The organism is Paenibacillus radicibacter (assembly GCF_024721995.1).
In the GTDB taxonomy this organism is placed as follows: Bacteria; Bacillota; Bacilli; order Paenibacillales; family NBRC-103111; genus Paenibacillus_AM; species Paenibacillus_AM radicibacter.
Window position 1 is genome coordinate 189,471 of sequence record NZ_JANQBC010000013.1, and the last position, 26,509, is coordinate 215,979.

Below are 26,509 nucleotides of genomic sequence, written 5' to 3' on the forward strand. Positions count from 1 at the left end.
ACCCATGGTTCAACGTAGTTTCATCAGGCGACCGTTCGTAGTCGTTCTGGTGGGCATTATCATCGTGTCTGCATTTTTCTTAATCCGCTCCTTACAGGGCAGTGTCGGACAAGGCAACTTATCGAGCGCCCTTCCACCTAAACCGCAAGCTGAAGTGGTACCAACGGCAACTCCGACGAAAGCTCCTGGAGATCCGCTGCTTTCTTTCTTCATCCTTAGTGATATTCATGTCAGTGCAGGCATCCCTGCCTATTCGAACCAACTCAAGAAAGCACTAGACGACATCAAATCATTCAAGGATCCAGTCGAAGCCATTATGCTAACAGGAGATGTTACAGATACAGGTGCTCCAGGTGATTACAAAGAGTACAAGAAAATCATGTCGCAATACAAACTTCCTCCGATTTATGCGAATATGGGTAACCATGACTACTACAACGTCTGGTTAGATAAGGATGGACAGTGGAGTCAGAAAACATTCCCTAACGGAAAGACCGATGCGATGGCACGCGAAGCATTTATGTCCTTATTCAATCTAGAGAAACCGTATCATGACGCGAACCTAAACGGACTTCCATTCATTCTTCTATCGCAAGAAGCTTACGTTCAGGAAAAACCTGAGGTTGGTGAAGGTGCTTGGTACTCCGACGAGCAGATGAATTGGTTCAAGAGCAAGATTGATGCAAGTAAGGGCAAGCCGGTGTTTGTTATGATTCATCAGGAGCTTCCAGCTAAAGGGCAGGACGGCGGTACACATCGACTAATTAGAGCGAAGCAGTTCCGCGAGATTGTAAAATCCAATCCGAATGTATTCATCTTCTCTGGCCATACCCATCAGGATTTAGAGAATGACAGAGAGCATTATATCAAGGAAACGTTCCACTGGTTTAAGAACTCATCTGTTTCTCGTGTATTGAACACAAAGTATGAGCAAGCGCGTAAGACTTCTTCTCAAGGCCTATATGTGCAAGTATACGAAGATAAAGTTGTCGTGCGCGGTCGTGAATTCAGTGATCGTACTTGGATCGATAAAGCGAATTGGACAGTGAAGCTAACGAAATAAATGACGACGATATAACCAGTCGTGCATAACAAAATCCCCTCCAAGTCACTCAACTTGAAGGGGATTTTCTTAATTATTTCCCAATATGCCTCTGCCTCGCCGCCTCGAACAACATAACCGTTCCAGCCATCGCGACATTCAGCGATTCTGCTTGTCCATGCATCGGGATGATAGCTTGCTGGGTAACCAATTGTTCCACTTCCGCGGAAATGCCTTGCCCCTCGTTCCCTAGCACAATCCAACTCGCCCGCTTGAGATCTAGCTCATAATAGCTCGACTCCGCCTGCAAGGAGCTGCCAATAATCTGCACGCCTTGCTCAGCCGCCTCTGCTAATAACTCCTTCAAGTCCGCTTCAATGATCGGCAGATGAAAAAGAGAGCCCATCGTCGAGCGAATCGTCTTCGGATTATACAGGTCAACTGTACCGCGACCGAGTACTACTGCATGTGCACCGACCGCGTCAGCACTTCGAATAATCGTACCCAAGTTACCAGGGTCTTGTACGCCATCCAGCGCCACAACAAGCGCTTCTTTAAGTTTGAACAACTCCGTCGCGTTAGAAGCTGCTTTATCTACGATCGCAAACGTACCTTGCGGCGTCTGTGTATCCGAACATTTTACCATGATGGCAGGTGTTACCGCTACCCACTCCACATCAGCCTCATTAAAAGCACGAAGTTCACGCGGCAAACCCTTCTCCATATCATACACAATCGTTCGAACAGGAGCCTTCGCCTTCAAAGCTTCTTCAATCAGGTGAGTCCCTTCGATCATAAACTGCCCTTGTTTCTGACGACCTTTGCGATCTAATAATTGCACCCACGCTTTTACCCGGGGATTTTGAGTCGATATAATTTCACTATGCACTAAATTCACTCCGTAAATGCCAATTCAAATTTTTGTAGTTCATCATTATGTCCCAGAACAACGAGAATATCATCTTCCTTCAGCGGCTCATCTACTGTAGGCGGAATAATAAGTTTATCCCCTTTTTTCTGAGCAATAACGTTTACTTTATACTTCGCGCGGACATCCAATTGACGAATCGTCCTTCCTACCATATCTCCAGCAGGATGCGTCTCAATAATACTATAATTATCCGACAGCTCTATGTAGTCGATAATGTTAGAAGAAATTAAACTGTGCGCAACGCGCTGACCCATATCCCGCTCCGGGTACACGATTTTGTCTGCACCAATTTTACGCAGTACATTTCCGTGCAGATCATTTGCCGCTTTTACAACTAAGCTCTGAACACCCATTTCCTTTAAGATCAGAGTCGTTAGAATCGACGACTGAATATCTTCCCCAATTGCAACAATCACGACGTCAAAGTTACGTATACCAATTGCACGAAGCGCATCTTCGTCTGTACTTTCGGCTTGCAATGCATGGGTGACATAAGGCGATATTTCCTGTACCTTCGTTTCATTGGAATCAATCGCAAGCACTTCAAATCCCGCTTTTGATAGGTTTTTTGCGACACTTGAACCGAATCGACCAAGTCCAATAATAGCATATTGTTTTTTCACGAAAACCCTCCCCCACCAAGTTTCCTGCATCGGTCTTAGTATCCCCCTATTATAACATAATTTCATCTTTCCCTTAAAAATAATCCCCCGAGCATGTCTTCCCCTCCTTTGAAGCATACTAACAAAGCGAGTCGTCAAGATAACTTGTATAAGATTGGGGAGTGTTCTAAGCTGTGGGCGTACTGTTAGATCTAAGACAAGCTATTTTCCAACGTATTAGCAATAAATCAGATGCCGAGCTTCAAGAAATCATTGATGAATCCATCGACGGTAAAGAACAAGTACTGCCTGGACTTGGGGTCATCTTTGAACATGTATGGAAGAATATTGATCCTTCTGTCAAAAGCCAGCTGATCACTGCTCTGCAACATTCGCTCAAACAAACAGAGCAATAGGAACAATATTTAAACAAAATAACACCGTAGGTCCTTTTCACTTTCAAAGGCGCACTACGGTGTTTCACTTTTGGCATAATCTCTTAGAACCTTCATTACTTTTTCCCTCGTATTTTCCCTACTCCACGATGCTTTCTCTTTAAATTGATGACCCTGCGGTAAACCCGCTTATCTTTTAATTTTTGGAAAATATACGGGTCAGGACTTGTGTTGACTTCAATTATCCATGGTTTTAAGGAATGATCCACTGCAATATCAAGCCCAATATCTCGGATGCCTGTATATTTTTTGTGCAACAATTTCGCTACACGCTGCCCCAAGTACTTTAAATTTGCGATAAATGCATTTTGTTTCATTGTATTCATATGTCCATTCAGCAGTGTCTCAACTGGCTTTAACATGCCGCCACCATGTACATTCGTAATAATTTTCCCAGGGCTCGCTACCCGGCCAATCATACCTGTTGCTTCCCAATTGTCTCCATCCAAATGCTGAACCATGACTCGAATGTCAAATGGGCGTGAGCCGAATTCAAGTAAATGGATACCTTTCTGTACCAAATAAGATTTAGCCTTTATTGTCGCACGAATGGATTGATACAATTCACTTACTGTATCGAACTTAAGCACCTTATATACATTCTGATACTTATAGGCTTTTTCAGTTGCTTTAGGATCCCAATCAACCCTCATTACGCCTCTACCATGCATGCCTAGTACAGGTTTAATATAGACCATATGGTGTTGGGCAAGCATATTCTTAAGTGACGCCTCAGTTAGTGGAAGAGTCTGAGGAATATAATTGCTAATACCACTGTCCTTCAGCAACACCTTTGTTTTTTTCCATTTGCTATATACAAATTGCCCCACCCAACTCACCCCATCTCATTAATTTTCGTAATATACAAAGTTGCCATTTCGTTAGCAGTTTGTATCCAACTGAATTTTTGATTAACCGTACTTCTTGCTTCATCTTTAAGCTTCTGGGCTAGGACGGGACTCTCCTCAATCGAAGCGATTCGTTTAGCAAACATTTTATGATCCTTATACGCACGTACTAGCAACCCATTATGTCCATCTTGCACGATCTCCGTAATCCCCCCAATTGCCGATGCAATCACTGGAACACCAGAGGCCATCGCTTCCACATTCACAAGACCGAATGCTTCATGCTTTTGTGATGGGCAGACAAAACAATCTCCTAACCAATACATACTCCGTAACCTGCTGTGAGGGATATTGCCTAAGAAAGTAACAGGTAACTTTAACTTGTGTGCATACTGCTTCAAGCTCCTAATATATGCTTTATGCGGTGAACCGCCTGCAATTAGAAGACGAATTTTCGGGTGTTTACGCCTTAATTCATGAATCGCCCTCATCAAGACGTTAATCCCTTTTCTCGGAACCAACCTGCCGACAAACAACACATTGAATGTGCGATGCAATCCGTACTTCTTTCGAACCGCGAGCCGCTCACTTGCACTTGGCAAGCGGAAGCGGTTCGTATCCACCCCTAAGAACACTTTGTGAATTTTAGCTTGCTGGGAAGGAAATAGCTTGCTTAGTTCTTGCTTGAGTGAGCTTGAGTTCGCGATAATCATGTCCAAGTTTGACAAACAAGAGGCTGCATGTGCATGCGAGATATATCGCTTACTTACGAAGGTGAGAGAGTGCATCATTAAGCTAACTGGCTTATTCGGAAAATGAGCCTTAATCGCAGCAGCATAAATCGGACGATTATCTACTTGAATGAGATCACAATCGAGTAAACGAATTTGCTCAATCACACCTTGCAGATACTTGCCCGACTTGCCAGATGGCACTCGGATAATGGTCAGGTTTCCAGATGTCGTATGATTCGCTTGTTTGGAATGTCTTCGAGCAATGACAGTGACGCGATGATACTTGGCAAATTCTTTGGAGATCGCATCAATACAAATTTCCACGGAGCCTCCAACTATTGGAGGAACGGGCAACTGCTCAGGAGCGACTATACATATATGCAAGGGGACACATCCTTCGCAATTATTTCGTAGAACCGATAGGATATAGTATGTTGACGCGTCCCCCTTTGGCATAGGCAATACTCAGTGTAGACTTTTGGCACCATAAAAAAAGCACCCCCGAAAATCTCGGAGATGCTTGATAATCCTATTATTTTTAAGGAGCGTTCGGTAAAAATTGTGTGGTTGGATTACGATCAATCGCGGAGCGAAGCGCGTACTCACTCTCAAACAACGCTACAAAATTACCATTCTTATCTTTAACAAGATGAGAGTTGATTCTAAATTTACTTGGATCAATCTGATCCGCTACAATCCAACGTGCGAATTGGAAGTTAAGACGTTGCAATTGAATGTCTACGCCATACTCGCCGCGCATGCGATGCTCGAATACCTCGAATTGAAGTTGACCGACTACACCAAGAATCGTCTCATCAAATACACCTGCAGAGGTGAACACTTGAATCGTACCTTCTTCTGTCAACTGGTCAATCCCCTTCTGGTATTGCTTATGTTTAAGTGCATTCTTAACCGTTACTTTACAGAATAATTCAGGTGAGAACGTTGGAAGTTCATCGTAGACAAAGCTGCCTCCTTGAACTAAAGAATCTCCAATTCGGAAAATACCCGGGTCAAACAAACCGATAATATCGCCTGCATAAGCTTCATCTACAATATCACGATCTTGTGCCAAGAACTGCTGCGGCTGTGCAAGCTTAATATCTTTACAGGCACGTACATGACGTACTGACATACCGCGTTCGAACTTGCCAGATACGATTCGTAAGAAAGCAAGACGATCGCGGTGAGCAGGATTCATGTTTGCTTGAATTTTGAACACATAACCTGAGAATGACGGTGTGGTCGGTTCTACAGGCCCTTCCGAGGAGTTACGCAGCTGTGGAGCTGGCGCAAGTTGCAAGAAGTTCTCAAGGAACGTCTGCACCCCGAAGTTGTTAACAGCCGAACCGAAGAATACCGGTGTAAGCTCACCTTTAAGCACTTTTTCCATGTCAAAAGGATCACCAGCAACATCAAGAAGCTCAAGCTCTTGACTGAGTTGATCATGTAAGAACTCACCTGCGATTTGACGCACAAGAGGGTCCTCATAACCACTTACAGGACGAACCTCGATTTCTCTATGGTCGTCACCTTGGAACAGCTCTAGCTGGGTTTTCTGACGGTCATACACCCCACATAGACTTTTACCCATTCCAATCGGCCAGTTCATCGGATACGAACGAATACCTAATACATTCTCAAGCTCTTCGAGCAATTCGAATGGATCACGGCCTTCACGGTCGAGTTTATTAATAAACGTGAAGATCGGAATGTTACGCATACGACACACTTGGAACAACTTAATCGTCTGTGCCTCGACACCCTTCGCTACGTCAATCAACATGACAGCAGCATCTGCCGCTGTTAGTGTACGATACGTATCTTCGGAGAAGTCTTGGTGACCTGGTGTGTCCAGAATGTTAATCTTGTGACCTTCATAGTCAAATTGCATCACGGAGGAAGTTACTGAGATTCCTCTTTGTTTCTCGATTTCCATCCAGTCGGAAGTTGCGAATTTACTTGCTTTACGTCCTTTTACCGTACCTGCCAAGCGAATCGCGCCCCCGAAAAGCAACAGCTTTTCAGTAAGTGTCGTTTTACCCGCATCGGGGTGGGAAATAATCGCGAATGTTCTGCGCTTATTCACTTCCGTATTTAATTTTTTCTGTTCTTGTTCATTCATTGTCGATTGAATCCCCTTCTATGTGAGCTGCTCAACTAAAAATGCTCGTGCAGGAGCAGCATCAATACCTGTAAGCTTAAGCGGTGCTACCACCATAAAGTAAGTGCCGGCTGGTACGTCTTTCAAACGAAGTCCTTCTACGATGTGTACGCGGTTGCGAAGAAGTGAGCGGTGAGTTGGATACTCCGGCTGTGCACGTTCAATACCTAAGCCGTCTGTACCCACACCTTGCAGCTTACGCTCAATCACATATTGCGCGCCGCTGTCTGCTAAATACACAAAGTTAAAATCAAACTCCTCAGATAGGGAGTTGCGTGTCTTTAGAATCACCCATTCGCCTTCTTGCAGTGCAAAGGGCTCCAAATGTTCACGTTCAATTGCTTCTTCAACATGTGTTAAATCTACAACACGTGCTGTGCCAATTAGCTGCTCTAGTGGAATTGCTTCGATCGTCTCTCCGCCTTCAATCATATGCAAAGCTGCATCTAGGTGTGTACCACAGTGAACGTCTAGTGCAATGCGAGTTTCATGCACTTTCGAGTTCGAGAAATTAGCCATATTAATAATTTCCGGCTTTTTCTCTTCCTTGTTCTTATACACTTGCATGCTTTCTTCAATCGTCATCGATATATCATAAATTTTCATATGAATCGCCATTCCTTCCCGGAATCTCTATTCTTGTCCGTGTACCGGCCACCATTTGAAACCATCTTTTTCGAGTAATTCAGTCGCACCAACAGGACCCCATGATCCAGCTGGATACAATTGAAGATCTTCTTTTGTCTCTGACCATGCTTTCGCGATCTTGTCCACATACTCCCATGCATGTGCCACTTCATCCCAACGGGTAAAGTACGTCGAATCACCACGTGCCGCATCATTCAGAAGAAGTTCATACGCTTCTGGTGTATTCATCCCAACAAGACTGCTTTGTGCAAAATCCATCGTAATTGGAATAACGTTACCTTCACCACCAGGTTGTTTCGCATTCATTTTCAAATGAATACCTTCAACTGGATGCACGCGGAACACAAGTAAATTGGGCTCAAGCTCATGTTTTTCAGTCAAATACACGTTATCTGGAACGTTCTTGAATTCCACAACAATTTCCGTTGTTTTCGCTGGAAGACGTTTACCTGTACGCACATAGAAAGGTACTCCTGCCCAGCGGAAGTTATCAACATATACTCGTGCTGCAAAATAAGTCTCTGTTGTCGATTCTGGATTCACAGAATCTTCTTCACGATAAGCTGGAAGCGCAGTACCGTTAAACTCACCATTCGCATATTGTCCACGAATCACATGCTCTCGCACTTCATCCGAAGATTTGAATGCACGCAAAGAGCGCAATACTTTTACTTTCTCATCGCGAATATCTTCAGGTAACAAACGGCTTGGTGGCTCCATCGCCATCATTGCAAGCATTTGCAACATATGGTTCTGTCCCATATCACGAAGTGCACCTGCATGATCATAATAACCACCGCGCTCTTCTACACCAACCGTTTCACTCATCGTAATTTGAATATTGGAGATGTGGCGGTTATTCCAGAGTGGCTCGATGAATGCATTCGCAAAGCGAACAATCCCGATATTCTGAACCATCTCTTTACCCAAGTAATGATCGATCCGATAAATATCTTGCTCTTGGAACACTTGGCGAAGCTGCGTATTTAACGTTTGTGCGGAAGGAAGGTCGTAACCGAACGGCTTCTCGATCACAAGGCGATGCCAGCCTTCTGTTTCAAGCAAGCCTCCATCACGCAAATTAAACGCTACGCTACCGAATAGTTCAGGTGCGAGCGCAAGGTAAAATAGACGGTTTCCGCCCGTCTGGAATTTCTCGTCCAACTCTTCTGTAAGACCTTTAAGGGCTTTAAAACCATCTACATTATTAATGTCGAGTGACATGTATTGAAAATGTTCTGCGAAAGAAGAACAACTCTCGTCCTCCTCGATGGAGTAGCGCGCAAATTGATTAATGGATTCACACACGTCCTTACGGAATTGTTCATTCGTACGTGGACGACGAGCTAATCCTACAACTGCAAAGTTCTCTCCCAACTTGCCTTCGCGATACATGCTGTAAATAGCGGGAAAAAGCTTTCTTTTCGCAAGATCCCCCGTTGCTCCAAAAATGAAAAATACTGCGCCTATCATGAGTTCATCATTCTTTCTGTATAGAATTTATTACGAATAGCATACCGAAATAAGACAAAGTATTCAACTTCCCCTTGTCTTTTTCCGATATTTTTCTCTATTTTCTATTCCACTAAACCTTGCTTAAATGCATAAATCGCCGCTTGTGTACGATCATCAACACCTAATTTGGATAATACATTCGTCACATGGAATTTAACTGTCTTAATTCCAATAAATAGATCATCCGCCACTTCTTGATTTGATTTCCCTGCTGCAATCAGACGCAACACTTCCATTTCACGTTCCGTTAAATCTTCATGCGGTGCAGTTACTACTTGTTTTGGTTGTCTAAAGCGATTCATCAGCTTAGAGGCAACTTGAGATTCTAGAATGGATTGACCCTTCGCCGCTGCGCGGATCGCACCTGTAATTTCCCCAGCACGCGAAGTTTTGAGTAAGTACGAGATGGCACCCGCTTCAAGTACGGGATACACTTTCTCATCATCCAAAAAGCTGGTAAGTACAATGACTTTCCGATCCGGATTAATTTCGATTAATCGACGGGTCGCTTCAATGCCATCAATGCCGCCTTCCATCACTAGATCCATCAGTACGACATCTGGATCATATTCCTCAGCCATAGTGATGCCCTCTTCACCTGAGCTTGCCTCTCCAACCACTTCAATATCTTCTTCAGTCCCTAGTACTGCTGCAAGTCCAATACGTACCATCTCATGGTCATCCACTAACAGTACTTTGATGATTGAGTCCTCCATCATCCACCACTCCTTCCGATATAATTGGAACACGAATCTCAATGCGAGTGCCTTGTTCAGGCGCTGCGACAACGGAGATCGATCCACCAATTTCGCTTACCCGCTCACGCATCGTCGTAAGTCCATATGAGGATTGTTTCTTCGATTCATTCAGGTCGAATCCAACCCCATTATCACGAATCATTAACCTTACACCATCTATACGTTGTAACAGCTTGAGTTCAAGCTTGGTTGCTTTGGCATGACGCAGTGCGTTCGATAACGCTTCTTGGACGATACGGAACAGATGATCCTCAATACCCTTAGGTAAAATAATATCTTCATCTGCCTCCCAGTCAATATCCATGGTTACTTTAGCACGCAGTTCGAGCAGAAGATCATTTAACGCGACAGATAGACGCTTGCCTTCCAAATGCACAGGACGAAGATGCATTAATAGCGCTCTCATCTCGGATTGTGCAACCGATGACATCTCTTCGATCAAGAAAATTTGGCGCTTCGCCTTTTCAAAATCTCGATCCATGATTCTACCAACCGCTGTTGCCGTCATCGAAATTGCGAATAATTGCTGAGAAACCGCATCATGAAGTTCTCGAGCTAATCGTTGACGTTCTTCCATAACTGCCGAGAATCTTGCCTTCTCCGCTAATTGTGCATTGTGATTGGAAAGACGCTGAAGGGTGTTGACCTGCTCTTCCCATTTCTTCGTCACACGTTCTAATTGTTGACCAAGACGGCCAATCTCGTCTTCACCTAAATTTAGCGTTCCGCGTGTAAACGTTCCTTTTTCAAGTAGCTGCATCGTTTCCATGATCGGTTCTAATCTACGTCTAATCCGATTCGATGACCAGAATCCGTAAGTTCCCCCTGCTACGATAGGTACAGCAAGTCCAACTATGATTAAGATAAAAAATTCGCTTGACCAAGCATCCACTTTTGCGATCAAGCCAAAATAACTCATCGCATATAACAATGCCCCCACAATAATAAAGCTAAAGACAATGGACTCCCCCATACTCCGCCATATCATATTGGTTAGCTTTTTCTTATAGCTTTGCATGAAACATCCTCCAGAACCTTTAGTCTAATATTTTCACATCAATATCTCCAACAATATAGGATATAAGTACTTTCACCTGATTCGCACTCGTGTCATAATTCGCAGAGCGATAGTGAATGCGATTCATTAGCCCATTCTCTCGTTCTTCTTCCACATCAATTGGACCCATGAAGCTAAAAGCTTCGACAGATAACCCAAGCTCTTCAGGTACTCGAATATCAATATCGCCAATCATGCCTTGCAGCAAGATTGTCGTCTCTTTCTGTTCAATCAAAGCCATCGACAGATCGATATGCACTTCACCGAACATGAACCACACCGAGCTGTCACGCAGTACATAAGGATCTCCTCCTAGACGAAGACCGCCTAGAATGTTTTGCTTATGAAGATGAAAGTTCTTCTTCTGAACCTTCTTGGATTGATAGTAAAAATAGACCAAGGACGCCAGTGTGATAAAGATGACAAGTGCCATATGTTCAACGAGCAAGAATAACAAACCAATTACAATCCAGGTTAGTCCCTTGCGATTTCCCATTGTTCGGAGTTGATAGAACCCTAATAGAAATATCAATATGGCAATCATGGGGAATGTACCGATCAACCTCGAAAAGATCAGAAAAACACCTGTGCCTATTAAAAATAATGCCGTGTTGCGATTACGGTAATTTTTCTTTTGCTCTTCCATGTTGCCACCTCCCCTATTTCATACTATTGTATATTATCCCTAAGCAGGTGAACATAGCCCTAGGACTATACAAGAACCCCGACCTTAGTCTTGGTCGCCCGCTTTTCCCCTTATCTAACCTAACCTCCGATTTGCGACATCCGGCGCAGGGTGGGTGTATGGGACTGGGTTTTATCTGTTAATTTAAGTGCCATCTCATGCGTTTCTGGCTTCTGACCTAATGCCCGATAGAACAATTGTAGCAGTTGCTCTTCATTTCCGATCAATGGGCGTACATTAAATTCATCGGACCAATACAAGCATGGTTTAATATTGCCATCAGCAGTAAGTCGAAGGCGATTACACGTTTGACAGAAGTGATCACTAACTGGATGAATCAATCCGAACGATCCTTTTGCACCCTGTATCTGATAATTTTGAGATGGGCCATTGCCATATACAGCTGCTGATTCCGCTACTTCAAACCCCTGCTCTTTGCATACTTCAAGAACAGTGGATAGTGGAACATACTTGGTTTTCCAGCCTGCATCATCATGACCTATTGGCATATATTCAATATATCGAACTTGGATGTCTCGTTCTAGTGTAAGCCTCAGGAAATCTAGAATCTCATCATCATTGATACCTTTCATTAATACAACATTGATTTTAATGGGATATAAACCTACACGGTAAGCGGCTTCAATTGCTTGTAAGACTCTATGAATATCTCCACCGCGTGTAATCATGGCAAACCGATCTGCACGTAAGGAGTCCAAGGAAATATTTATCCGTGTTAACCCTGCTTGCTTAAATTTATCTGCTTTTGCTGCAAAATAAACCCCGTTCGTCGTAAGCGCAATATCCTCGATCCCTGGTATATTCGCTAACATCTCAACCAATTGTTCCAAATTTTTGCGGACAAGCGGCTCTCCACCTGTTAGACGCAACTTGCGAAGTCCTTGCTTTGCCAGTATACGAACAACTTCAGTTATTTCTTCAAATGAGAGCAATTTCTCATTAGGTTCAAACTCCATACCTTCTTCGGGCATGCAATATACACAACGTAGGTTACAGCGGTCTGTAACCGAAATACGTAGATAATCATGTTTACGGTTGTAAGAATCTACGAGCCCACCAGACATCAGCCTTCCCCCTTTGGATCATTATGTCATACACATTCACAAAAAAACAGGATAGAAGCGGCGAAGCCACCCCTACACCTGTTTATGTTTGGAAGCGGAGCTTTATTTCAGATTGTTGGAAAAGAATTGTGTCACTTTCGCTAAATACTCATCAGGTTTAACATCATAAGCACCGACATGTTTATCCCCTTCTACAAGCCACAGGGAAGTATTCGGACTACCAGAAGCTTTCATCAACTGTTCACTATTGCTCGCCGGAATCTTCCCGTCATTCGTCGTATGAATCAGCATCACTGGCTTATCCTTCAGCTTCGTAATCGATTCGATCGGGCGAACCTTATCTGGGTCAAGTCCCGTCATTAGCGTCGTCTCCCAAATCACAAGCGGTGTAAACGGGAATGCCGGCAAATTGCTCCACACAGGCAAGTTCTCTTCTAAATACGGACGTAAATCTGCAAACGGAGAGTCTGCAATAACCGCTTGCACATCTGATGCTTCTGGAGCGGCATTAAGCGATACGACTGCTCCCATTGAATAACCGACTAACCCAATCTTCGTGTACCCTAAGCTCTTGGCATAATTAATCGCTGCGAGTAGATCCGATTTCTCATAAAGTCCCACACTTGTTACTGTTCCCTCTGATTCACCTGAATTACGGAAATCAAATAGCAATGAAGCGATACCTTGCTCCTTAAGTGCCTTAGCTGTTGGAAGTGCAGGCTTCTCTCCAGAGCGGTTACCTCTAAATCCATGTGAGAAAATAACGATCCGATCCTTCGTATCTCCTGCTGGAATTAACCAGCCGCGTAGCAGGGTTTCATCATAGGCACTATTAAACTCTACATTCGTATAGGCAAGCTGTAGATCTTCTGGTTTGGCTTCTAGTGGATCCTTCACTGGATGGGTTAAATTCCACCCCACATATCCCGAAATGCCGAATACCCCAAGTAATAGGATCACGATAAGAATTACAGCACTAATTCCAATCCAGCGACGACGGCGTTTCGGTCTAATTTGCTGTTGCAAGCGCGCCTCATTACGAATTACATTTTGCGCATCTGACAAACGAAAACCTCCCTTAAAAACGTTTTCAATATAGGCTATGAGCGCATTATAATCTCTTTGCCACGAAATTTCTACTACAATCTATTAACAATTGGGTTATATAGAATGAAGCTTCGAGTGACTTGAGTGTCGTCCACGACCGGAAACATTCAAAGCCCGTGCATTTTCTGAGGAATACGAAACCCCCTTACGACATTTGCCGCAGGGGGATTTTTCACTTCAATCTATATGATTGATGAAGCTCGAAGATGATCTAGTGAGATCCGATTAATGTACCTCGAATACTTCTCTTTCTTCTTACCATTCTGCTGAAAATCGCTAATTAAGCTCGTAACGACTGGAATAAGACGATCTTCTTCAACATTTGCCGTTAATAACTGCGCCAGTGCAGCCTTCAGACCTTTGGATTCTCCACCTACGTAGATATCATATTTGTCTCTCATTTTGACAACCGCAATGTCTTTAAGAAGAGGTTCGCTCGTACCTAGCGCACAGCCTGCATAACCGACCTTCAGTGGACTTGGAGCCTCATGACCTGCAATTGCTTCATCCAGCTTTCTTGCAATGTCGAGTCCAGCGTCCTCAGCACCTCTGCAGAAATTACAAGAGATTAAGCTTTTCGTATAAAAGCCCGCAGGGTGAATTTGTAGTCCAACTTTTTTCAAAGCTTCCTGCGCTTCTTCTATACGTTCCTCTTTCATTTCTACATACAACTGTTTAAAGGTCGTCATCTCAACTTTCGCATCTTCACCAATGACTGCTCCAATAGCAGCTAATTGCTCGGGTCTTAACAATGTCCCGCCGACTTCAAATCCAGGGGTCACTGCAAATTTTTGCATCGCCATTATACAATGTCATATCCTTGATCTTCGATTGCTTCTTTAATTGCATCTACGGACAATTTGGAATCATCGAATTCTACAGCTACTGTACCAGCGGACAAATCTACTTTACCTTTAGCATCTATCTCTTTAAGTGCGCCTTCAATGGAGTTCACACAGTGGTTGCAAGACATACCTTCTACTTGTAAAATTACGTTAGTCATTGTTCATTTCTCCTTTATTTTATAAGATTAAATATAATTATAGTATACCCCCCTAGACTATTTAAGTCAACGGGAACTTATCCTATACATTTACTTCATTAATTTGTTCATTGTTGTTAACAGTTCATCGAGTACATTATGATCGCCTTCTTGAATACGGTCGATCACACAGCCTTTCATATGATGCTCTAGCAGTAATTTACCAACTCCATTTAATGCGGATTGAATCGAAGAGATTTGATTGAGCACATCGTCACAATACGTGTTCTTCTCTATTAACCCTTTCACACCACGGATCTGACCTTCAATACGGTTTAATCGATTAAGAAGACTAGACTTTGTTTTATCCGAATGATGGCTCTTACGTTCATCCCCGCAGCATGATGTATCTGTGTCACACGCACTTTGATTTACATCTATAACTTGAGTCTCCATTTTCATCATTCTCCTTGAAGTTGATTAATCGCATCCTGAAGCGTTTGTTTCGGTACGAAACCTGTAACCGTTCCAACAACTTTTCCATTTTTATAAAAGAACATCGCCGGTAAGCTCATTACATTTAATTCTGTGGATACTTGTTCATTCGTTTCTACATTAATTGTGACAATCTTGACCTTATCGCTATTCTCATTACTTAACTCTTCAAGGATTGGAGCTAATGTCTTACATAAGGAGCACCATGGTGCCCAAAATTCAACCAACACTAGCCCATCTTGATTAATCGTTTCTTTAAACGTCTGATCTGTAATTTCGTGCACCATGATAATCCCTCCAAATGATTAATTGTTATCTGATTTTAATTTCACGCGTTGTAAGCGCAATGCGTTGAGTACAACTGATACAGAACTTAGTGCCATTGCAGCCCCTGCAAGCCATGGAGCCAAGAAGCCTAGTGCCGCAATTGGAATACCGATTACGTTGTAAGCAAGTGCCCAGAACAAGTTCTGCTTAATGTTAGCCATCGTCTTACGGCTCATGAAGATCGCATCTGGGATACTGTTGAGATCACCGCGGATTAATGTTACGTCTGCTGCTTCCATCGCTACGTCTGTACCTGTCCCAATTGCCATACCGATATCTGCTGTAGCAAGTGCAGGTGCATCGTTAATACCGTCACCAACCATCGCTACTTTCTTGCCTTGAGCTTGCAATTTCTTCACTTCAAGTGCTTTACCTTCAGGCAATACTTCACCTAATACATTATCGATACCTGCTTGATCACCGATTGCTTTGGCAGTACGGGAGTTATCCCCTGTAATCATCACAACTTCGATACCAAGATCTTTCAAGCGTTTAACCGCTTCTTTGGACGTTTCTTTGATCGTATCTGCTACTGCAACTAAACCTGCATATTGCTTATCGATTGCAACTAACATCGCTGTCTTACCATTTTCCTCAAGACCATTCATCGTCTCAAGTATGCCTTCGATGGCAACATCATGCTTCGCCATCAATTTACGAGTACCTACTAATAATTCTTTCCCTTCAACAACAGCGCGAATACCGAAACCTGGAATCGCTTCAAACTCTTCTGCTTGTGGAAGTTCCATACCTTTTTCCTTAATACCTGTTACGATTGCTTCAGCAAGTGGATGCTCGGAATTGCGCTCAGCAGCTCCAACCCATCTTAAGAAGTCCGTTTCATTGTGATTACCAGCTGTAATAACGTCAGTAAGCTCTGGTTTACCTTTAGTAACTGTACCTGTTTTGTCTAAAATAATCGCATTGATCTTGTGCGTCGCTTCTAAGTGTTCGCCACCTTTGAACAGAATACCTAGTTCTGCTGCACGACCGGAACCTGCCATGATCGAGGTTGGTGTTGCAAGACCAAGAGCACAAGGGCAAGCGATAACGAGAACGGCAATTGCTTTTTCCAAGCTGCTTGCGAAGTTGCCTGCGTCCACGAAGAAGTACCAGATCAAGAACGTAACAACTGCGATACCGACTACGATTGGAACGAAAATACCTGAAATTTTATCTGCTACACGTTGAATTGGCGCTTTGGAACCTTGTGCTTCTTCAACGACTTTAATAATTTGTGCGAGTGCTGTTTCTTTACCAACTTTGATTGCTTCGATTTTCAAGATACCATTCTTATTGATCGTTGCGCCGATTGCGTTATCTCCAACACGTTTTTCAACAGGAAGACTTTCACCGGTAAGCATGGACTCATCAACCGAAGATACACCTTCAACAACTACACCATCGACAGGGATCTTCTCACCTGGTTTCACGACGATTACGTCACCTTTAACAACTTCTTCAACTGGAATACTTACTTCCTGGCCATCACGAATGACAAGTGCTGTCTTTGCTTGTAAGCCCATCAACGTCTTAATTGCTTCAGAAGATCTGCCTTTAGCAAGTGTTTCGAACAATTTACCAAGCAAGATTAGTGTAATAAGGACCGCACTTGTTTCATAATAAAGTTCTACCATATGGTGACCGGTTTGACCGATTGATTGGAACGTTAAGTACAAGCTGTAGAAGTACGCCGCCGATGTACCAAGTGCTACGAGTACGTCCATGTTCGCACTGCCGTTGCGTAATGCTTTGTAAGCACCAACGTAGAACTGACGACCGATTATGAATTGAACTGGAGTTGCAAGTGCCAACTGGAACCATGGATTCATGAACAACTCAGGCAACCAAATGTATTGTGCTGTGAAAGAGAAGTGACTCACCATCGCCCATAGTAACGGGAATGATAGAATCGCTGAGATAATTAGCTTCGTCTTATGTTTTTTCAATTCCTTCGCTTTGCGATCACTTGTGTCTTGTTCTTCTTGTTTTTGTGAAGCTTTGTAACCTAGTTTATCCACTTGCTTTACCATGTCATTAATCGATACATCACCAGGGATGTACTCCACATGTGCAGTTTCAAGTGCTAAGTTCACTGTCGCCTTCGCAACCCCTGGAAGCTTATTTAAACCTTTCTCGATACGAGTCGCACAAGCCGCGCAAGTCATTCCTGTGATTTGAAAATCAACTGTTTCCTTAACTGTGTCATAACCGAGTGATTTAATTTTTTGTTCCATCTCAGCACGATTTGCTTTCTCTGGATCGAATGTAACGGAAGCTTGCTCTAATGCGAAGTTTACAGTCGCTTCAGATACACCTTCTATTTTCTTTAAACCTTTTTCAATTCGATTCGCACATGCCGCACAAGTCATACCCGTAATTTGCAAGGTCGTGTGCTTTTGGCTTTCAGCTACTGATGACATTTATCATCTCTCCTTTAGTATACCCCACTATGGTATATTTTACTTCAAAAAAAAGTTCAACTTTTTATTTTTCAATTTCTGAGTGAGTTTCGTTGGCGATTAGCTTCCTTGAAACTAATATAACATACCCCCCACCCCTATGCAAGTGTTATTTTCACCTAAATATTCACTTATTTTTTTGATTTTTTTTTATAGATGATAAAAAGTCATATTGCCACGTACCCTAATGGGCTGTATCATATTGCTATTATGCGTAACACAGGTACGATTTATAAGGAGGTTTCAACTTGGAAATACCCGGTATAGATATGATCATATTCCTACTCGTAATCGGTTTTTTAGCTGCTTTCGTCGATTCTGTCGTTGGTGGCGGCGGACTGATCACCGTTCCGGCGCTTTTGTTTACCGGTTTATCCCCTAGTATGGTTCTGGGAACAAACAAGCTTGGCGGTACACTCTCTTCCCTAACAAGCTCAGCATCTTTCTTATCATCTGGTAAGATTAATATTCGACTTGTCGCCTGGTTGTTCCCGTTATCATTCTTCGGTTCTGTCGCAGGTGCATATATTATTCACTTAATTCCATCTGACTTTCTCAAACCAATCGTGATCACACTTCTTGTACTGGTTACGATCTATACTTTATTTAAGAAGAACTGGGGCTCCACCTCTACTTATAAAGCACTTACTTTGGGTAAAGCAGCCCTGCTCATCATCATCGCTTCGGTTATTGGCTTCTATGACGGGTTTTTCGGTCCGGGAACAGGATCATTTCTCTTATTCGTCTTCTTATGGTACGGATTCGACTTTATTGGTGCTTCAGCCAACTCGAAAGTATTGAACTTAGGTAGTAACTTAGGAAGCTTAATTACATTCGCACTGCTTGGATCTGTTAACTACTATTATGGTATCCCTCTAGGGGTTGCCATGATTGCAGGCGCACTTGTCGGTTCCCGTTTCGCGATTCGTAAAGGAGCCGCGTACGTTAAACCATTATTTATCGGAGTAACGGCGCTTCTCATTGGCAAGCAACTGTGGGATGTGTTCCAATAAGATTTTTCCTTCCATTTATAAAATAAAAAGTCATCTCTACAAGAGCAATCTAGCTCTTATCGAGATGACTTCTTTATTATACAGATTTCGTTACCGTAGGATGGGACTGATTGGAATTGTTTCGCTGCATTTTAATTAAACGAACTGATAGGATAATTGCCCCTGTTCCAATCCCAGAGATTAATCCGATCCAATAGCCGTATGCTTCAAGTGAAGTAAAGTTCGCAAGCACATAACCGAGCGGAAGACCGACAATCCAGTAAGCAACTAGTGTTGCAATCAGTGTGATATTCACATCTTTGTATCCGCGAAGCGCCCCTTGAATCGGTGCCGCAATCGCATCAAATAATTGGAAGAAGAGGGCATAGTACAAGAATACTTTCGTTAGCTCAATTACCGTCTTATCCTGACTGTACAGTCCAGCAATCTCATTATTTAAGAAGAATAATAATACGCCGCAGAATACCGACATCATCACAGCAGATATAATACCTATAATGCTGTACTGCGTGGCATCCTTTTTCCGTAAAGCCCCGACTTCAAACCCAATCGTAATCGTAAGCGCCATCGCAATACTTAATGGTACCATGTAAAGTAATGAAGCAAAGTTCAATGCTGCTTGATGAGCAGCAATCGTATTCGTATTGAATTGACTCATAAGAATAGTAACACCCGCAAATACACTCGTCTCAAAAAAGATCGAGAAACCGATTGGAACGCCCAGCTTCAGCTGCTCTTTCCATGTTTGCCAGTGCGGTTTATACCATTTAGCGAAGATTTGAAACTTCTTAAACGCTTTATTGCGATTTACGACTAGTAAAAAGATGATCAAGATTAACCAGTGTGTCACCGCTGATGCATAACCTGCACCTACACCACCTAGTTTAGGAAAACCACCTTTACCATAGATCCACATGTAATTTAATACAACGTTAATCGGAAGAGAACACAAAGTAATGACCATCGTTACACGTGTACGACCAAGTGCATCAATAAAGCTGCGTAATACTGTATAGATAAAGAGTGGTACAATCCCGATGGATAATGCTACAAGGAAATCGTGTGCGATTCGATGTACTTCATCCTCAAGTTTCATCACTTCAAGAATTGGATTAAGGGCAAAATAGCCGCAGATCAAGACGACAACGGCAATGACAAGACCTACATACATCCCCTGGAATACGACATGCGCAACCTTGTCCTCACGCTTCGCTCCAATTAATTGAGCGACGATCGGCGTGATTGCGATCAATATCCCAGTAAGTCCCGTATTCACGGGCGTCCATATACTTGAGCCAATTGCAACCCCTGCTAGATCACTAGGACTTGCTTGACCAGACATAACAGTATCGAAGAATAGCATCAAGAATAAAGAAATTTGTGTTATCAAAATAGGGAGCAAGATGGATATAAATTGACGAATCTTATCCCTGTACGTATGGGTTTGTTTCATTTTCTCATTCCTTTATAGAAATTAAGCGGATTGCATAATTTAGCTATTGTATCATACAACTCTTTTGGTAGGGTACATAAAAAACATCCAGTCATAGGAAAATCTGCACATTTAGCGAATAAGATTAAGTATGAGCCTATGATCATACCTTTGTTCACAATAACAAACGAATGGAGTGAAAACCATGCAAGTAAGAATTAACAGGTTAACACTTGATGTTACCGATAAAGGTCAAGGCCCTGCCTTACTTCTGCTTCACGGCTATCCCCTTGATCATCGGATGTGGGAAGCACAGATCGAATTTTTCAGACATACACATCGCGTAATTGCACCCGATTTACGTGGCATGGGCCAGTCAGAAGGATGTTCGACCAACATCAATATAGATCAATATGCAGATGATATTATTGCCCTTTTAGATGAACTGGGCATCAACCGAGTCACGGTTGCTGGTTTCTCCATGGGTGGTTACGTGTTATTCGCCTTGCTCCGCAAAGCGCCTTCGCGCATATCTGCTATCGTACTCGTCAATACAAGGGCTGATTCTGATACATTAGAAGGACAACGCAATCGGCTGGAAGCTTCACAACACTTACTTGAACACGGTGCAAGTAGCGCAAGGCAAGCCATGTTAAGCAAGCTGTTATCTGATACGACCGTTCACGATCAGCCGCAGTTAGTCGATCAAGTTGGTAGTTGGATGCAAGAGCAAACTCCAATCGGTCTCGTCCATGCTCAACTTGCCATGGCATTTCGCCCAGACAGTACGAGCATGCTGGCTTCCATTAAGGTTCCAACGATCGTAATTGGTGGAGAGCATGATAAAATTATTCCACCTGCGCTTATTAAACAGCTTGCCAGCTCCATCCCCAATGCCAAGTATCGTCTCATTGCTGAGACCGCCCATCTCACTCCCGTTGAGAAACCCGATGCATTTAACAATCTGCTATCTGATTTCTTAGGGAAGGCGCATATTTAATCTGCCAATTGATTTTCATAGGCACACAAACAAAAAAGGTGTGTAAGTTCTCAAAGCTGAGATCTTACACACCTTTTTCAATTATGCCGGTGAAGGGACTCGAACCCCCACGGTTTCCCTCACGATTTTGAGTCGCGCGCGTCTGCCAATTCCGCCACACCGGCTTAACAACATAAATGATTATAACCCGTCCTGAAACAAAATGCAAGTCTTTTATGCCATTAAGTTTCTATTCTTCTTGATCCCATTTTTTGGAGTATGCTTTCTTCGTTACATAGAACGTCATCCATGCCACGACAACTACACAAAGAAACGATACTACATATACTGTCGTCATTCGATTTACACCTCTTTCTAACCCTTTTCTATTCTCTCATCATAAAATAGATTTAACTCCCCTGTCACCCTCTAAACAGTGAACATTCGCTTCATTTTAACCTTTTTCAAACAAATGTCGTTAATTAGGCGAAATTTACTTGCGAATCTCCTATTCATCTATTAGCATTAACATTTGGTCTTTGAACCCATCAATGATTGAAACTTCCTAATAATGGTACATAATGAGAATACAGAACTTCATTTATTAAGGAGCGTTATCATACATGACAACTATAGACATGCCTGCATTAATATTATTAGCATTTGTTGGACTTGGCATCTTTAGCAACAATACCACTGTGACTATCTCCATGCTCGTATTATTACTCTTACGTGTGACTAACTTACATCGTGCCTTCCCTTTTCTCGAAAAATACGGTGTCACTGTCGGTATCATCATCCTAACGATCGGTGTAATGACTCCAATAGCGAGTGGGAAGATCTCTTTCCAAACGATCTATCAGTCCTTTTTCCATTGGAAATCCATCCTTGCTATCTTAGTTGGTATCCTTGTCGCTTATTTAGGTGGACGCGGTGCTATGCTAATGGGTAATCAACCGACCATTGTTGCTGGACTTCTTATTGGGACAGTGCTTGGCGTAGCCCTTTTTCGCGGCGTACCTGTCGGTCCGCTGATTGCAGCAGGTATACTCTCCTTAATAATTGGTAAGCAATAAACTCATACTACATGTAAGTCATAATTCTAAAAAGGTGCTTACATATGAGATCCATTTTTCAAATCTTCGGTCGAGACGTTAAAGGAATTGCAAACAACTGGGTAGTTGCTGTCATCATTACCGGACTTATTTTCCTTGCTCCACTCTATGCTTGGTTCAATATTTGGGCTTCATGGGACCCCTACGGTAGCACAGCGGGTCTTCTAATTGGAGTCGTTAATGAAGATAAAGGTGCAACTGTACAAGGAAAAGCCGTAAATGTTGGCGATGAGATTATCGATTCCCTCAAAGAAAATAACCTCCTTGGTTGGAGATTCGTAGACAAAGCAGAAGCACAAGCAGGTGTCGAGCGTGGCAAGTATTATGCGACAATCGACATCCCTTCTGATTTTTCTGAGAAAATAGCAACCATCCTCACGAATGATCCTGTCAAACCAGAAATACTCTACAGTGTGAACGAAAAAATAAATCCTGTTGCTCCAAAAATTACTGCAAAAGGCGCTTCCGGTATCACCGAGCAGATCAGCCACAACTTCGTAAAGACTGCAACAAGCGCGATCTTTACAATTTTCAATCAGTTGGGCGCAGACATTCAGCAAAACTTGCCAAGTATCGAAAAAGTAAAACAGATTGTATTTAATCTTGAAGGAGAATTCCCGCATATCAAGGATATTATCAATATTGCTTTAACCGATGCTGGCAAAGCACAGAATATCGTAAATGATATCGATAAGAACTTACCAACCATCGATCGACTGGCTAAGAATGGACAAGAGATGTCCGCTGATCTCATGAACTTTTTTAGTAAAGCAGATGATGCACTGACGACAGCCGGTCCCGCTATCAAAAAAGATCTAATGATGCTGCAAGAAATCGCAGCTTCCCTTGAAAATATTACATCCCTGCTAATGAATAGCGGGCTAGACCCATCCAAAGCTATTCCTGTTGGCAATGCCTTAATCGATCGATTAAGTCATGCCGGTAAAGCAATAGATGGACTTAACAACTTACTTGATCGTCTACAAAAAATTGGCGCAAACAATAAACTTGCAGGCGTCATCAATAAGCTTAGTAATGTTCAGGACAAATTCAATGAACAACAAAATAACATTCAGAAGATCATGGATCTCATCAAAAATGGAAAAGAACCTACTGAAAACCTAATCAAAAATACGAATGCATTATCCAAAGAAATCAAGAACAGTTTAAGTTCAATCATCGACAGTTATGACTCAACGATTATGCCTGCCATTCAAGATGCAATCGAAAAGTCACAAGCCGTTGCTAAAGATGCCAACAGTATCCTTACACAAGCCCAGAAAGACTTGCCAGACGTGTCCAGCTTGCTCACTGACGCAGCCAAAGGCATTAACTTAGGAACCGATGTGCTCAATCAGATCAAGCAGGATATACCTGCTATTGAAGCTAAAGTCCATGAACTAGCGAACAAAATTCGTGATTTCGATGCCAATGCTGACATTCGAGATGTAATCGAACTGCTTAAGCACGACATTAAGAAGCAAAGTGATTTCTTCGCAGAGCCTGTCACGCTCAAAGAGAATCGAATATTCCTGATGCCGAACTATGGTTCTGCAATGTCACCTTTTTTCACTACATTATCGTTATGGGTTGGCGCCTTATTGTTAGTGTCACTTCTTTCCGTCGATGTTCACCAACCTGGGACTAATTATGCAAGCTACCAAGTCTTCTTCGGTCGCTATCTGACATTCGCCTCTATTGCTATGATGCAGGCGCTTGTCGTAACAGTTGGCGATATATTCATGCTGGGTACATATGTGGTACACCCCATGCCTTTTATTCTATTTGGGATACTCAACAGCGCCATATTTATGTTGATCATCTATACGTTAGTGTCAATATTCGGAGATGTCGGCAAAGCTATTGCAGTTATCCTGCTGGTCTTACAAATCTCAGGATCAGGTGGAACGTTCCCGATACAAGTCACACCGCCATTCTTTCAGGCCATATACCCTTTCCTGCCATTTACACATGCAATTAACATTATGCGGGAAGCGGCGGGAGGCATAGTCCCAGATCTCGTAACAAAGAATATCACCGTCCTGCTCATCTACGCAGGAATCATGATTGTTCTCGGCGTTGTCCTGAAGAAATCCATCAATAAACTCACTTCCAAATTCGCCAAAAAGCTTAAGAGTAGCGATCTTATGCATTAATATTCGATTCCGAGTAAACACAAAAAAACAAGCCTTGATGTCCATGTTTCCATGATCATCAAGGCTTGTTTGTGTGATGCCGGTGAAGGGACTCGAACCCCCACGGTTTCCCTCACGATTTTGAGTCGCGCGCGTCTGCCAATTCCGCCACACCGGCTTGCCATTATAAATGGCGCGCCCTAAGAGATTCGAACTCCTGACCTTTTGATTCGTAGTCAAACGCTCTATCCAGCTGAGCTAAGGGCGCAAAAAATCTTTAGTTGTAAATGGTGCCGAGGACCGGAATCGAACCGGTACGGTAGTCACCTACCGCAGGATTTTAAGTCCTGTGCGTCTGCCAGTTCCGCCACCCCGGCAAGGGTGATAAAGATGATGGAGGCGCCACCCAGACTCGAACTGGGGGTAGAGCTTTTGCAGAGCTCTGCCTTACCACTTGGCTATGGCGCCTAATCTTTATTGTATAAATGGAGCGGAAGACGGGAATCGAACCCGCGACCCTCGCCTTGGCAAGGCGATGCTCTACCGCTGAGCCACTTCCGCATATATAAACTGGGGATATAGGATTTGAACCTATGCATGACGGAGTCAAAGTCCGTTGCCTTACCGCTTGGCTAATCCCCATTACTTGGAGTAAAAATGGGGCGGACGAGGGGAATTGAACCCCCGAATGTCGGATCCACAAACCGATGCGTTAACCACTTCGCCACGACCGCCACGAAATTTGAAGTTATAATTGGCAGGGGCAGCAGGAATTGAACCCACACCAAAGGTTTTGGAGACCTTTGTTCTACCTTTAAACTATGCCCCTATAATATTGGTGGAGGCTGATGGATTCGAACCACCGAACTCGAAGAGAGCAGATTTACAGTCTGCCGTGTTTAGCCACTTCACTAAGCCTCCGGAAGAAAAAACTTATGGTGCCGTCGAGAGGACTTGAACCCCCAACCTACTGATTACAAGTCAGTTGCTCTACCAGTTGAGCTACAACGGCATATTATTAGTTAACAGTGGTGGCTCGGGACGGAATCGAACCGCCGACACGAGGATTTTCAGTCCTCTGCTCTACCGACTGAGCTACCGAGCCATCTTACCTGGCTCTATACTAGCATACACGATGCAAGTAGAAGAGTAAATGGCGGAGCTGACGAGATTCGAACTCGCGGTCTCCTGCGTGACAGGCAGGCATGTTAGGCCTCTACACCACAGCTCCGTATAATTTGGTTGCGGGAGCAGGATTTGAACCTGCGACCTTCGGGTTATGAGCCCGACGAGCTACCGAGCTGCTCCATCCCGCGATAATGTTTATATGGTGGAGGCTAACGGGATCGAACCGCTGACCCTCTGCTTGTAAGGCAGATGCTCTCCCAGCTGAGCTAAGCCTCCGTATAAACTATGGTGACCCGTAGGGGATTCGAACCCCTGTTACCTCCGTGAAAGGGAGGTGTCTTAACCCCTTGACCAACGGGCCGTGCTTAATTTGTGAAAAGTATAGTGGCGGAGAGAGAGGGATTCGAACCCTCGAGACGCTTGTGACGCCTACACGATTTCCAATCGTGCTCCTTCGGCCAGCTCGGACACCTCTCCATATGGCTCCCCGAACAGGGCTCGAACCTGTGACAACACGATTAACAGTCGTGTGCTCTACCAACTGAGCTATCAGGGAATACTTAACTATTATACAGGGTTTATTCCCTGAAAACTAGATGCTAAACGAAGGTAAATCATGGTATTTAGATAAGCCCTCGACCTATTAGTATTGGTCAGCTCCACACGTTACCGCGCTTCCACCTCCAACCTATCAACCTCGTCGTCTACAAGGGGTCTTACTAATTGGGAAATCTCATCTTGAGGGGGGCTTCGCGCTTAGATGCTTTCAGCGCTTATCCCCTCCGTACATAGCTACCCAGCGGTGCTCCT

24 protein-coding genes, 18 tRNA genes and 1 rRNA gene are annotated in these 26,509 nt (G+C 43.4%); 6 read left to right on the forward strand and 37 right to left on the reverse strand.

The genetic code is table 11. The annotated features are described in order from the left end of the window. The first annotated feature begins 4 nt into the window (after nt 1-4). On the forward strand, nt 5-1,063 hold the full coding sequence (locus NV379_RS22005; protein ID WP_258209496.1) for a metallophosphoesterase family protein: 1,059 nt from the start codon (nt 5-7) through the stop codon (nt 1,061-1,063). A gap of 73 nt (nt 1,064-1,136) precedes the next feature. Here NV379_RS22005 and NV379_RS22010 read toward each other — a convergent pair whose 3' ends face one another. Next, nucleotides 1,137-1,931 carry a TrmH family RNA methyltransferase gene (locus NV379_RS22010; protein WP_373426147.1) on the reverse strand — a complete coding sequence of 265 codons (795 nt, stop codon included), beginning with the start codon at nt 1,929-1,931 and terminating at the stop codon, nt 1,137-1,139. A gap of 5 nt (nt 1,932-1,936) precedes the next feature. Further along, the gene (locus NV379_RS22015) at nt 1,937-2,626 is read right to left on the reverse strand and encodes a potassium channel family protein (RefSeq protein ID WP_258209498.1); all 690 of its coding nucleotides are present in this window, start codon (nt 2,624-2,626) and stop codon (nt 1,937-1,939) included. Between the two features lie 143 nt (nt 2,627-2,769). Here NV379_RS22015 and sspI point away from each other — a divergent pair, with 143 nt between their 5' ends. Continuing rightward, on the forward strand, nt 2,770-2,991 hold the full coding sequence (sspI, locus tag NV379_RS22020; protein WP_258209499.1) for a small acid-soluble spore protein SspI: 222 nt from the start codon (nt 2,770-2,772) through the stop codon (nt 2,989-2,991). Nucleotides 2,992-3,086: 95 nt separating this feature from the next. On the opposite strand, the gene NV379_RS22025 is transcribed toward sspI, so the two are convergent. From NV379_RS22025 to NV379_RS22095, 15 genes are all read right to left on the reverse strand, one after another. After that, a complete protein-coding gene (locus NV379_RS22025) occupies nt 3,087-3,860 on the reverse strand; it encodes a YheC/YheD family protein (protein ID WP_258209500.1) in 774 nt (257 codons plus the stop codon). Nucleotides 3,861-3,865: 5 nt separating this feature from the next. Further along, nucleotides 3,866-4,936 (reverse strand): glycosyltransferase family 4 protein, encoded by a 1,071-nt coding sequence (locus NV379_RS22030; protein ID WP_258209501.1) that lies wholly within the window; start codon nt 4,934-4,936, stop codon nt 3,866-3,868. A gap of 214 nt (nt 4,937-5,150) precedes the next feature. Then, nucleotides 5,151-6,737 (reverse strand): peptide chain release factor 3, encoded by a 1,587-nt coding sequence (locus NV379_RS22035; RefSeq protein WP_258209502.1) that lies wholly within the window; start codon nt 6,735-6,737, stop codon nt 5,151-5,153. An 18-nt stretch (nt 6,738-6,755) separates the two neighbouring features. Continuing rightward, nucleotides 6,756-7,361 carry a cyclase family protein gene (locus NV379_RS22040; protein ID WP_258209503.1) on the reverse strand — a complete coding sequence of 202 codons (606 nt, stop codon included), beginning with the start codon at nt 7,359-7,361 and terminating at the stop codon, nt 6,756-6,758. A 48-nt stretch (nt 7,362-7,409) separates the two neighbouring features. After that, nucleotides 7,410-8,897: a glucose-6-phosphate dehydrogenase gene (gene zwf / locus NV379_RS22045; RefSeq protein WP_258209504.1), complete on the reverse strand. Its 1,488-nt coding sequence runs from the start codon at nt 8,895-8,897 to the stop codon at nt 7,410-7,412. A gap of 104 nt (nt 8,898-9,001) precedes the next feature. Further along, nucleotides 9,002-9,655 (reverse strand): response regulator, encoded by a 654-nt coding sequence (locus tag NV379_RS22050; RefSeq protein WP_258209505.1) that lies wholly within the window; start codon nt 9,653-9,655, stop codon nt 9,002-9,004. Further along, nucleotides 9,618-10,715 (reverse strand): sensor histidine kinase, encoded by a 1,098-nt coding sequence (locus NV379_RS22055; protein ID WP_258209506.1) that lies wholly within the window; start codon nt 10,713-10,715, stop codon nt 9,618-9,620. Before NV379_RS22055 ends, NV379_RS22050 begins: the two co-directional genes overlap by 38 nt. A gap of 19 nt (nt 10,716-10,734) precedes the next feature. Next, nucleotides 10,735-11,400: a cell wall-active antibiotics response protein LiaF gene (gene liaF / locus NV379_RS22060; protein ID WP_258209507.1), complete on the reverse strand. Its 666-nt coding sequence runs from the start codon at nt 11,398-11,400 to the stop codon at nt 10,735-10,737. A 119-nt stretch (nt 11,401-11,519) separates the two neighbouring features. Further along, nucleotides 11,520-12,524 (reverse strand): GTP 3',8-cyclase MoaA, encoded by a 1,005-nt coding sequence (moaA, locus tag NV379_RS22065; RefSeq protein ID WP_258209508.1) that lies wholly within the window; start codon nt 12,522-12,524, stop codon nt 11,520-11,522. 102 nt (nt 12,525-12,626) lie between these two features. Beyond that, a complete protein-coding gene (locus NV379_RS22070; protein WP_258209509.1) occupies nt 12,627-13,589 on the reverse strand; it encodes an alpha/beta hydrolase in 963 nt (320 codons plus the stop codon). Nucleotides 13,590-13,813: 224 nt separating this feature from the next. Further along, the gene (locus tag NV379_RS22075; protein ID WP_258209510.1) at nt 13,814-14,434 is read right to left on the reverse strand and encodes an NAD(P)/FAD-dependent oxidoreductase; all 621 of its coding nucleotides are present in this window, start codon (nt 14,432-14,434) and stop codon (nt 13,814-13,816) included. Then, nucleotides 14,434-14,634, reverse strand: a complete 201-nt coding sequence (locus NV379_RS22080; RefSeq protein WP_258209511.1) for a copper ion binding protein — start codon at nt 14,632-14,634, stop codon at nt 14,434-14,436. The genes NV379_RS22075 and NV379_RS22080 overlap by 1 nt, the downstream gene beginning before the upstream one ends. Nucleotides 14,635-14,724: 90 nt before the next feature. Continuing rightward, entirely contained in the window at nt 14,725-15,075 is a 351-nt protein-coding gene (locus NV379_RS22085) for a metal-sensitive transcriptional regulator (protein ID WP_258209512.1), read from the reverse strand. Further along, nucleotides 15,075-15,395: a thioredoxin gene (gene trxA / locus NV379_RS22090; protein WP_258209513.1), complete on the reverse strand. Its 321-nt coding sequence runs from the start codon at nt 15,393-15,395 to the stop codon at nt 15,075-15,077. The genes NV379_RS22085 and trxA overlap by 1 nt, the downstream gene beginning before the upstream one ends. Before the next feature lie 18 nt (nt 15,396-15,413). Beyond that, entirely contained in the window at nt 15,414-17,858 is a 2,445-nt protein-coding gene (locus tag NV379_RS22095; protein WP_258209514.1) for a heavy metal translocating P-type ATPase, read from the reverse strand. Between the two features lie 287 nt (nt 17,859-18,145). On the opposite strand from NV379_RS22095, the gene NV379_RS22100 reads away from it, so the two are divergent. Continuing rightward, complete coding sequence (locus NV379_RS22100) at nt 18,146-18,910, forward strand: sulfite exporter TauE/SafE family protein (protein WP_258209515.1); 765 nt, start codon at nt 18,146-18,148, stop codon at nt 18,908-18,910. Nucleotides 18,911-18,986: 76 nt separating this feature from the next. Here the strand turns inward: NV379_RS22100 and NV379_RS22105 are convergent, their stop codons facing one another. Then, complete coding sequence (locus NV379_RS22105; protein ID WP_258209516.1) at nt 18,987-20,363, reverse strand: MATE family efflux transporter; 1,377 nt, start codon at nt 20,361-20,363, stop codon at nt 18,987-18,989. Nucleotides 20,364-20,547: 184 nt separating this feature from the next. Here NV379_RS22105 and NV379_RS22110 point away from each other — a divergent pair, with 184 nt between their 5' ends. Next, on the forward strand, nt 20,548-21,342 hold the full coding sequence (locus tag NV379_RS22110; protein WP_258209517.1) for an alpha/beta fold hydrolase: 795 nt from the start codon (nt 20,548-20,550) through the stop codon (nt 21,340-21,342). Between the two features lie 84 nt (nt 21,343-21,426). Here NV379_RS22110 and NV379_RS22115 read toward each other — a convergent pair. Next, nucleotides 21,427-21,506, reverse strand: a tRNA-Leu gene (locus NV379_RS22115). 438 nt (nt 21,507-21,944) lie between these two features. On the opposite strand from NV379_RS22115, the gene NV379_RS22120 reads away from it, so the two are divergent. Together NV379_RS22120 and NV379_RS22125 are read left to right on the forward strand one after the other, a co-directional pair. After that, nucleotides 21,945-22,397 (forward strand): DUF441 domain-containing protein, encoded by a 453-nt coding sequence (locus tag NV379_RS22120; protein WP_258209518.1) that lies wholly within the window; start codon nt 21,945-21,947, stop codon nt 22,395-22,397. A gap of 44 nt (nt 22,398-22,441) precedes the next feature. Next, entirely contained in the window at nt 22,442-24,592 is a 2,151-nt protein-coding gene (locus NV379_RS22125) for a YhgE/Pip domain-containing protein (RefSeq protein ID WP_258209519.1), read from the forward strand. A gap of 77 nt (nt 24,593-24,669) precedes the next feature. Here NV379_RS22125 and NV379_RS22130 read toward each other — a convergent pair. From NV379_RS22130 to NV379_RS22215, 18 genes are all read right to left on the reverse strand, one after another. Continuing rightward, nucleotides 24,670-24,749 (reverse strand) — tRNA-Leu (locus NV379_RS22130). A gap of 13 nt (nt 24,750-24,762) precedes the next feature. Continuing rightward, nucleotides 24,763-24,839, reverse strand: a tRNA-Arg gene (locus NV379_RS22135). Nucleotides 24,840-24,859: 20 nt separating this feature from the next. Next, nucleotides 24,860-24,948: transfer RNA gene (locus NV379_RS22140), tRNA-Leu, on the reverse strand. Between the two features lie 17 nt (nt 24,949-24,965). Next, nucleotides 24,966-25,039 (reverse strand) — tRNA-Cys (locus NV379_RS22145). Nucleotides 25,040-25,057: 18 nt separating this feature from the next. Then, a tRNA-Gly gene (locus NV379_RS22150) sits at nt 25,058-25,132 on the reverse strand. 9 nt (nt 25,133-25,141) lie between these two features. Further along, nucleotides 25,142-25,213: transfer RNA gene (locus NV379_RS22155), tRNA-Gln, on the reverse strand. A 16-nt stretch (nt 25,214-25,229) separates the two neighbouring features. Further along, nucleotides 25,230-25,305, reverse strand: a tRNA-His gene (locus NV379_RS22160). A 21-nt stretch (nt 25,306-25,326) separates the two neighbouring features. After that, nucleotides 25,327-25,400: transfer RNA gene (locus NV379_RS22165), tRNA-Trp, on the reverse strand. A 7-nt stretch (nt 25,401-25,407) separates the two neighbouring features. Continuing rightward, a tRNA-Tyr gene (locus NV379_RS22170) sits at nt 25,408-25,492 on the reverse strand. A gap of 15 nt (nt 25,493-25,507) precedes the next feature. After that, nucleotides 25,508-25,583 (reverse strand) — tRNA-Thr (locus NV379_RS22175). A gap of 17 nt (nt 25,584-25,600) precedes the next feature. After that, nucleotides 25,601-25,676: transfer RNA gene (locus NV379_RS22180), tRNA-Phe, on the reverse strand. Between the two features lie 49 nt (nt 25,677-25,725). Then, nucleotides 25,726-25,802 (reverse strand) — tRNA-Asp (locus NV379_RS22185). A gap of 8 nt (nt 25,803-25,810) precedes the next feature. Beyond that, nucleotides 25,811-25,887, reverse strand: a tRNA-Met gene (locus NV379_RS22190). A 12-nt stretch (nt 25,888-25,899) separates the two neighbouring features. Further along, nucleotides 25,900-25,975, reverse strand: a tRNA-Val gene (locus NV379_RS22195). A 10-nt stretch (nt 25,976-25,985) separates the two neighbouring features. Continuing rightward, nucleotides 25,986-26,060: transfer RNA gene (locus NV379_RS22200), tRNA-Glu, on the reverse strand. Between the two features lie 24 nt (nt 26,061-26,084). Next, nucleotides 26,085-26,176: transfer RNA gene (locus NV379_RS22205), tRNA-Ser, on the reverse strand. 3 nt (nt 26,177-26,179) lie between these two features. Then, a tRNA-Asn gene (locus NV379_RS22210) sits at nt 26,180-26,255 on the reverse strand. A 67-nt stretch (nt 26,256-26,322) separates the two neighbouring features. Continuing rightward, nucleotides 26,323-26,509, reverse strand: a 23S ribosomal RNA gene (locus NV379_RS22215); the annotation flags it as partial.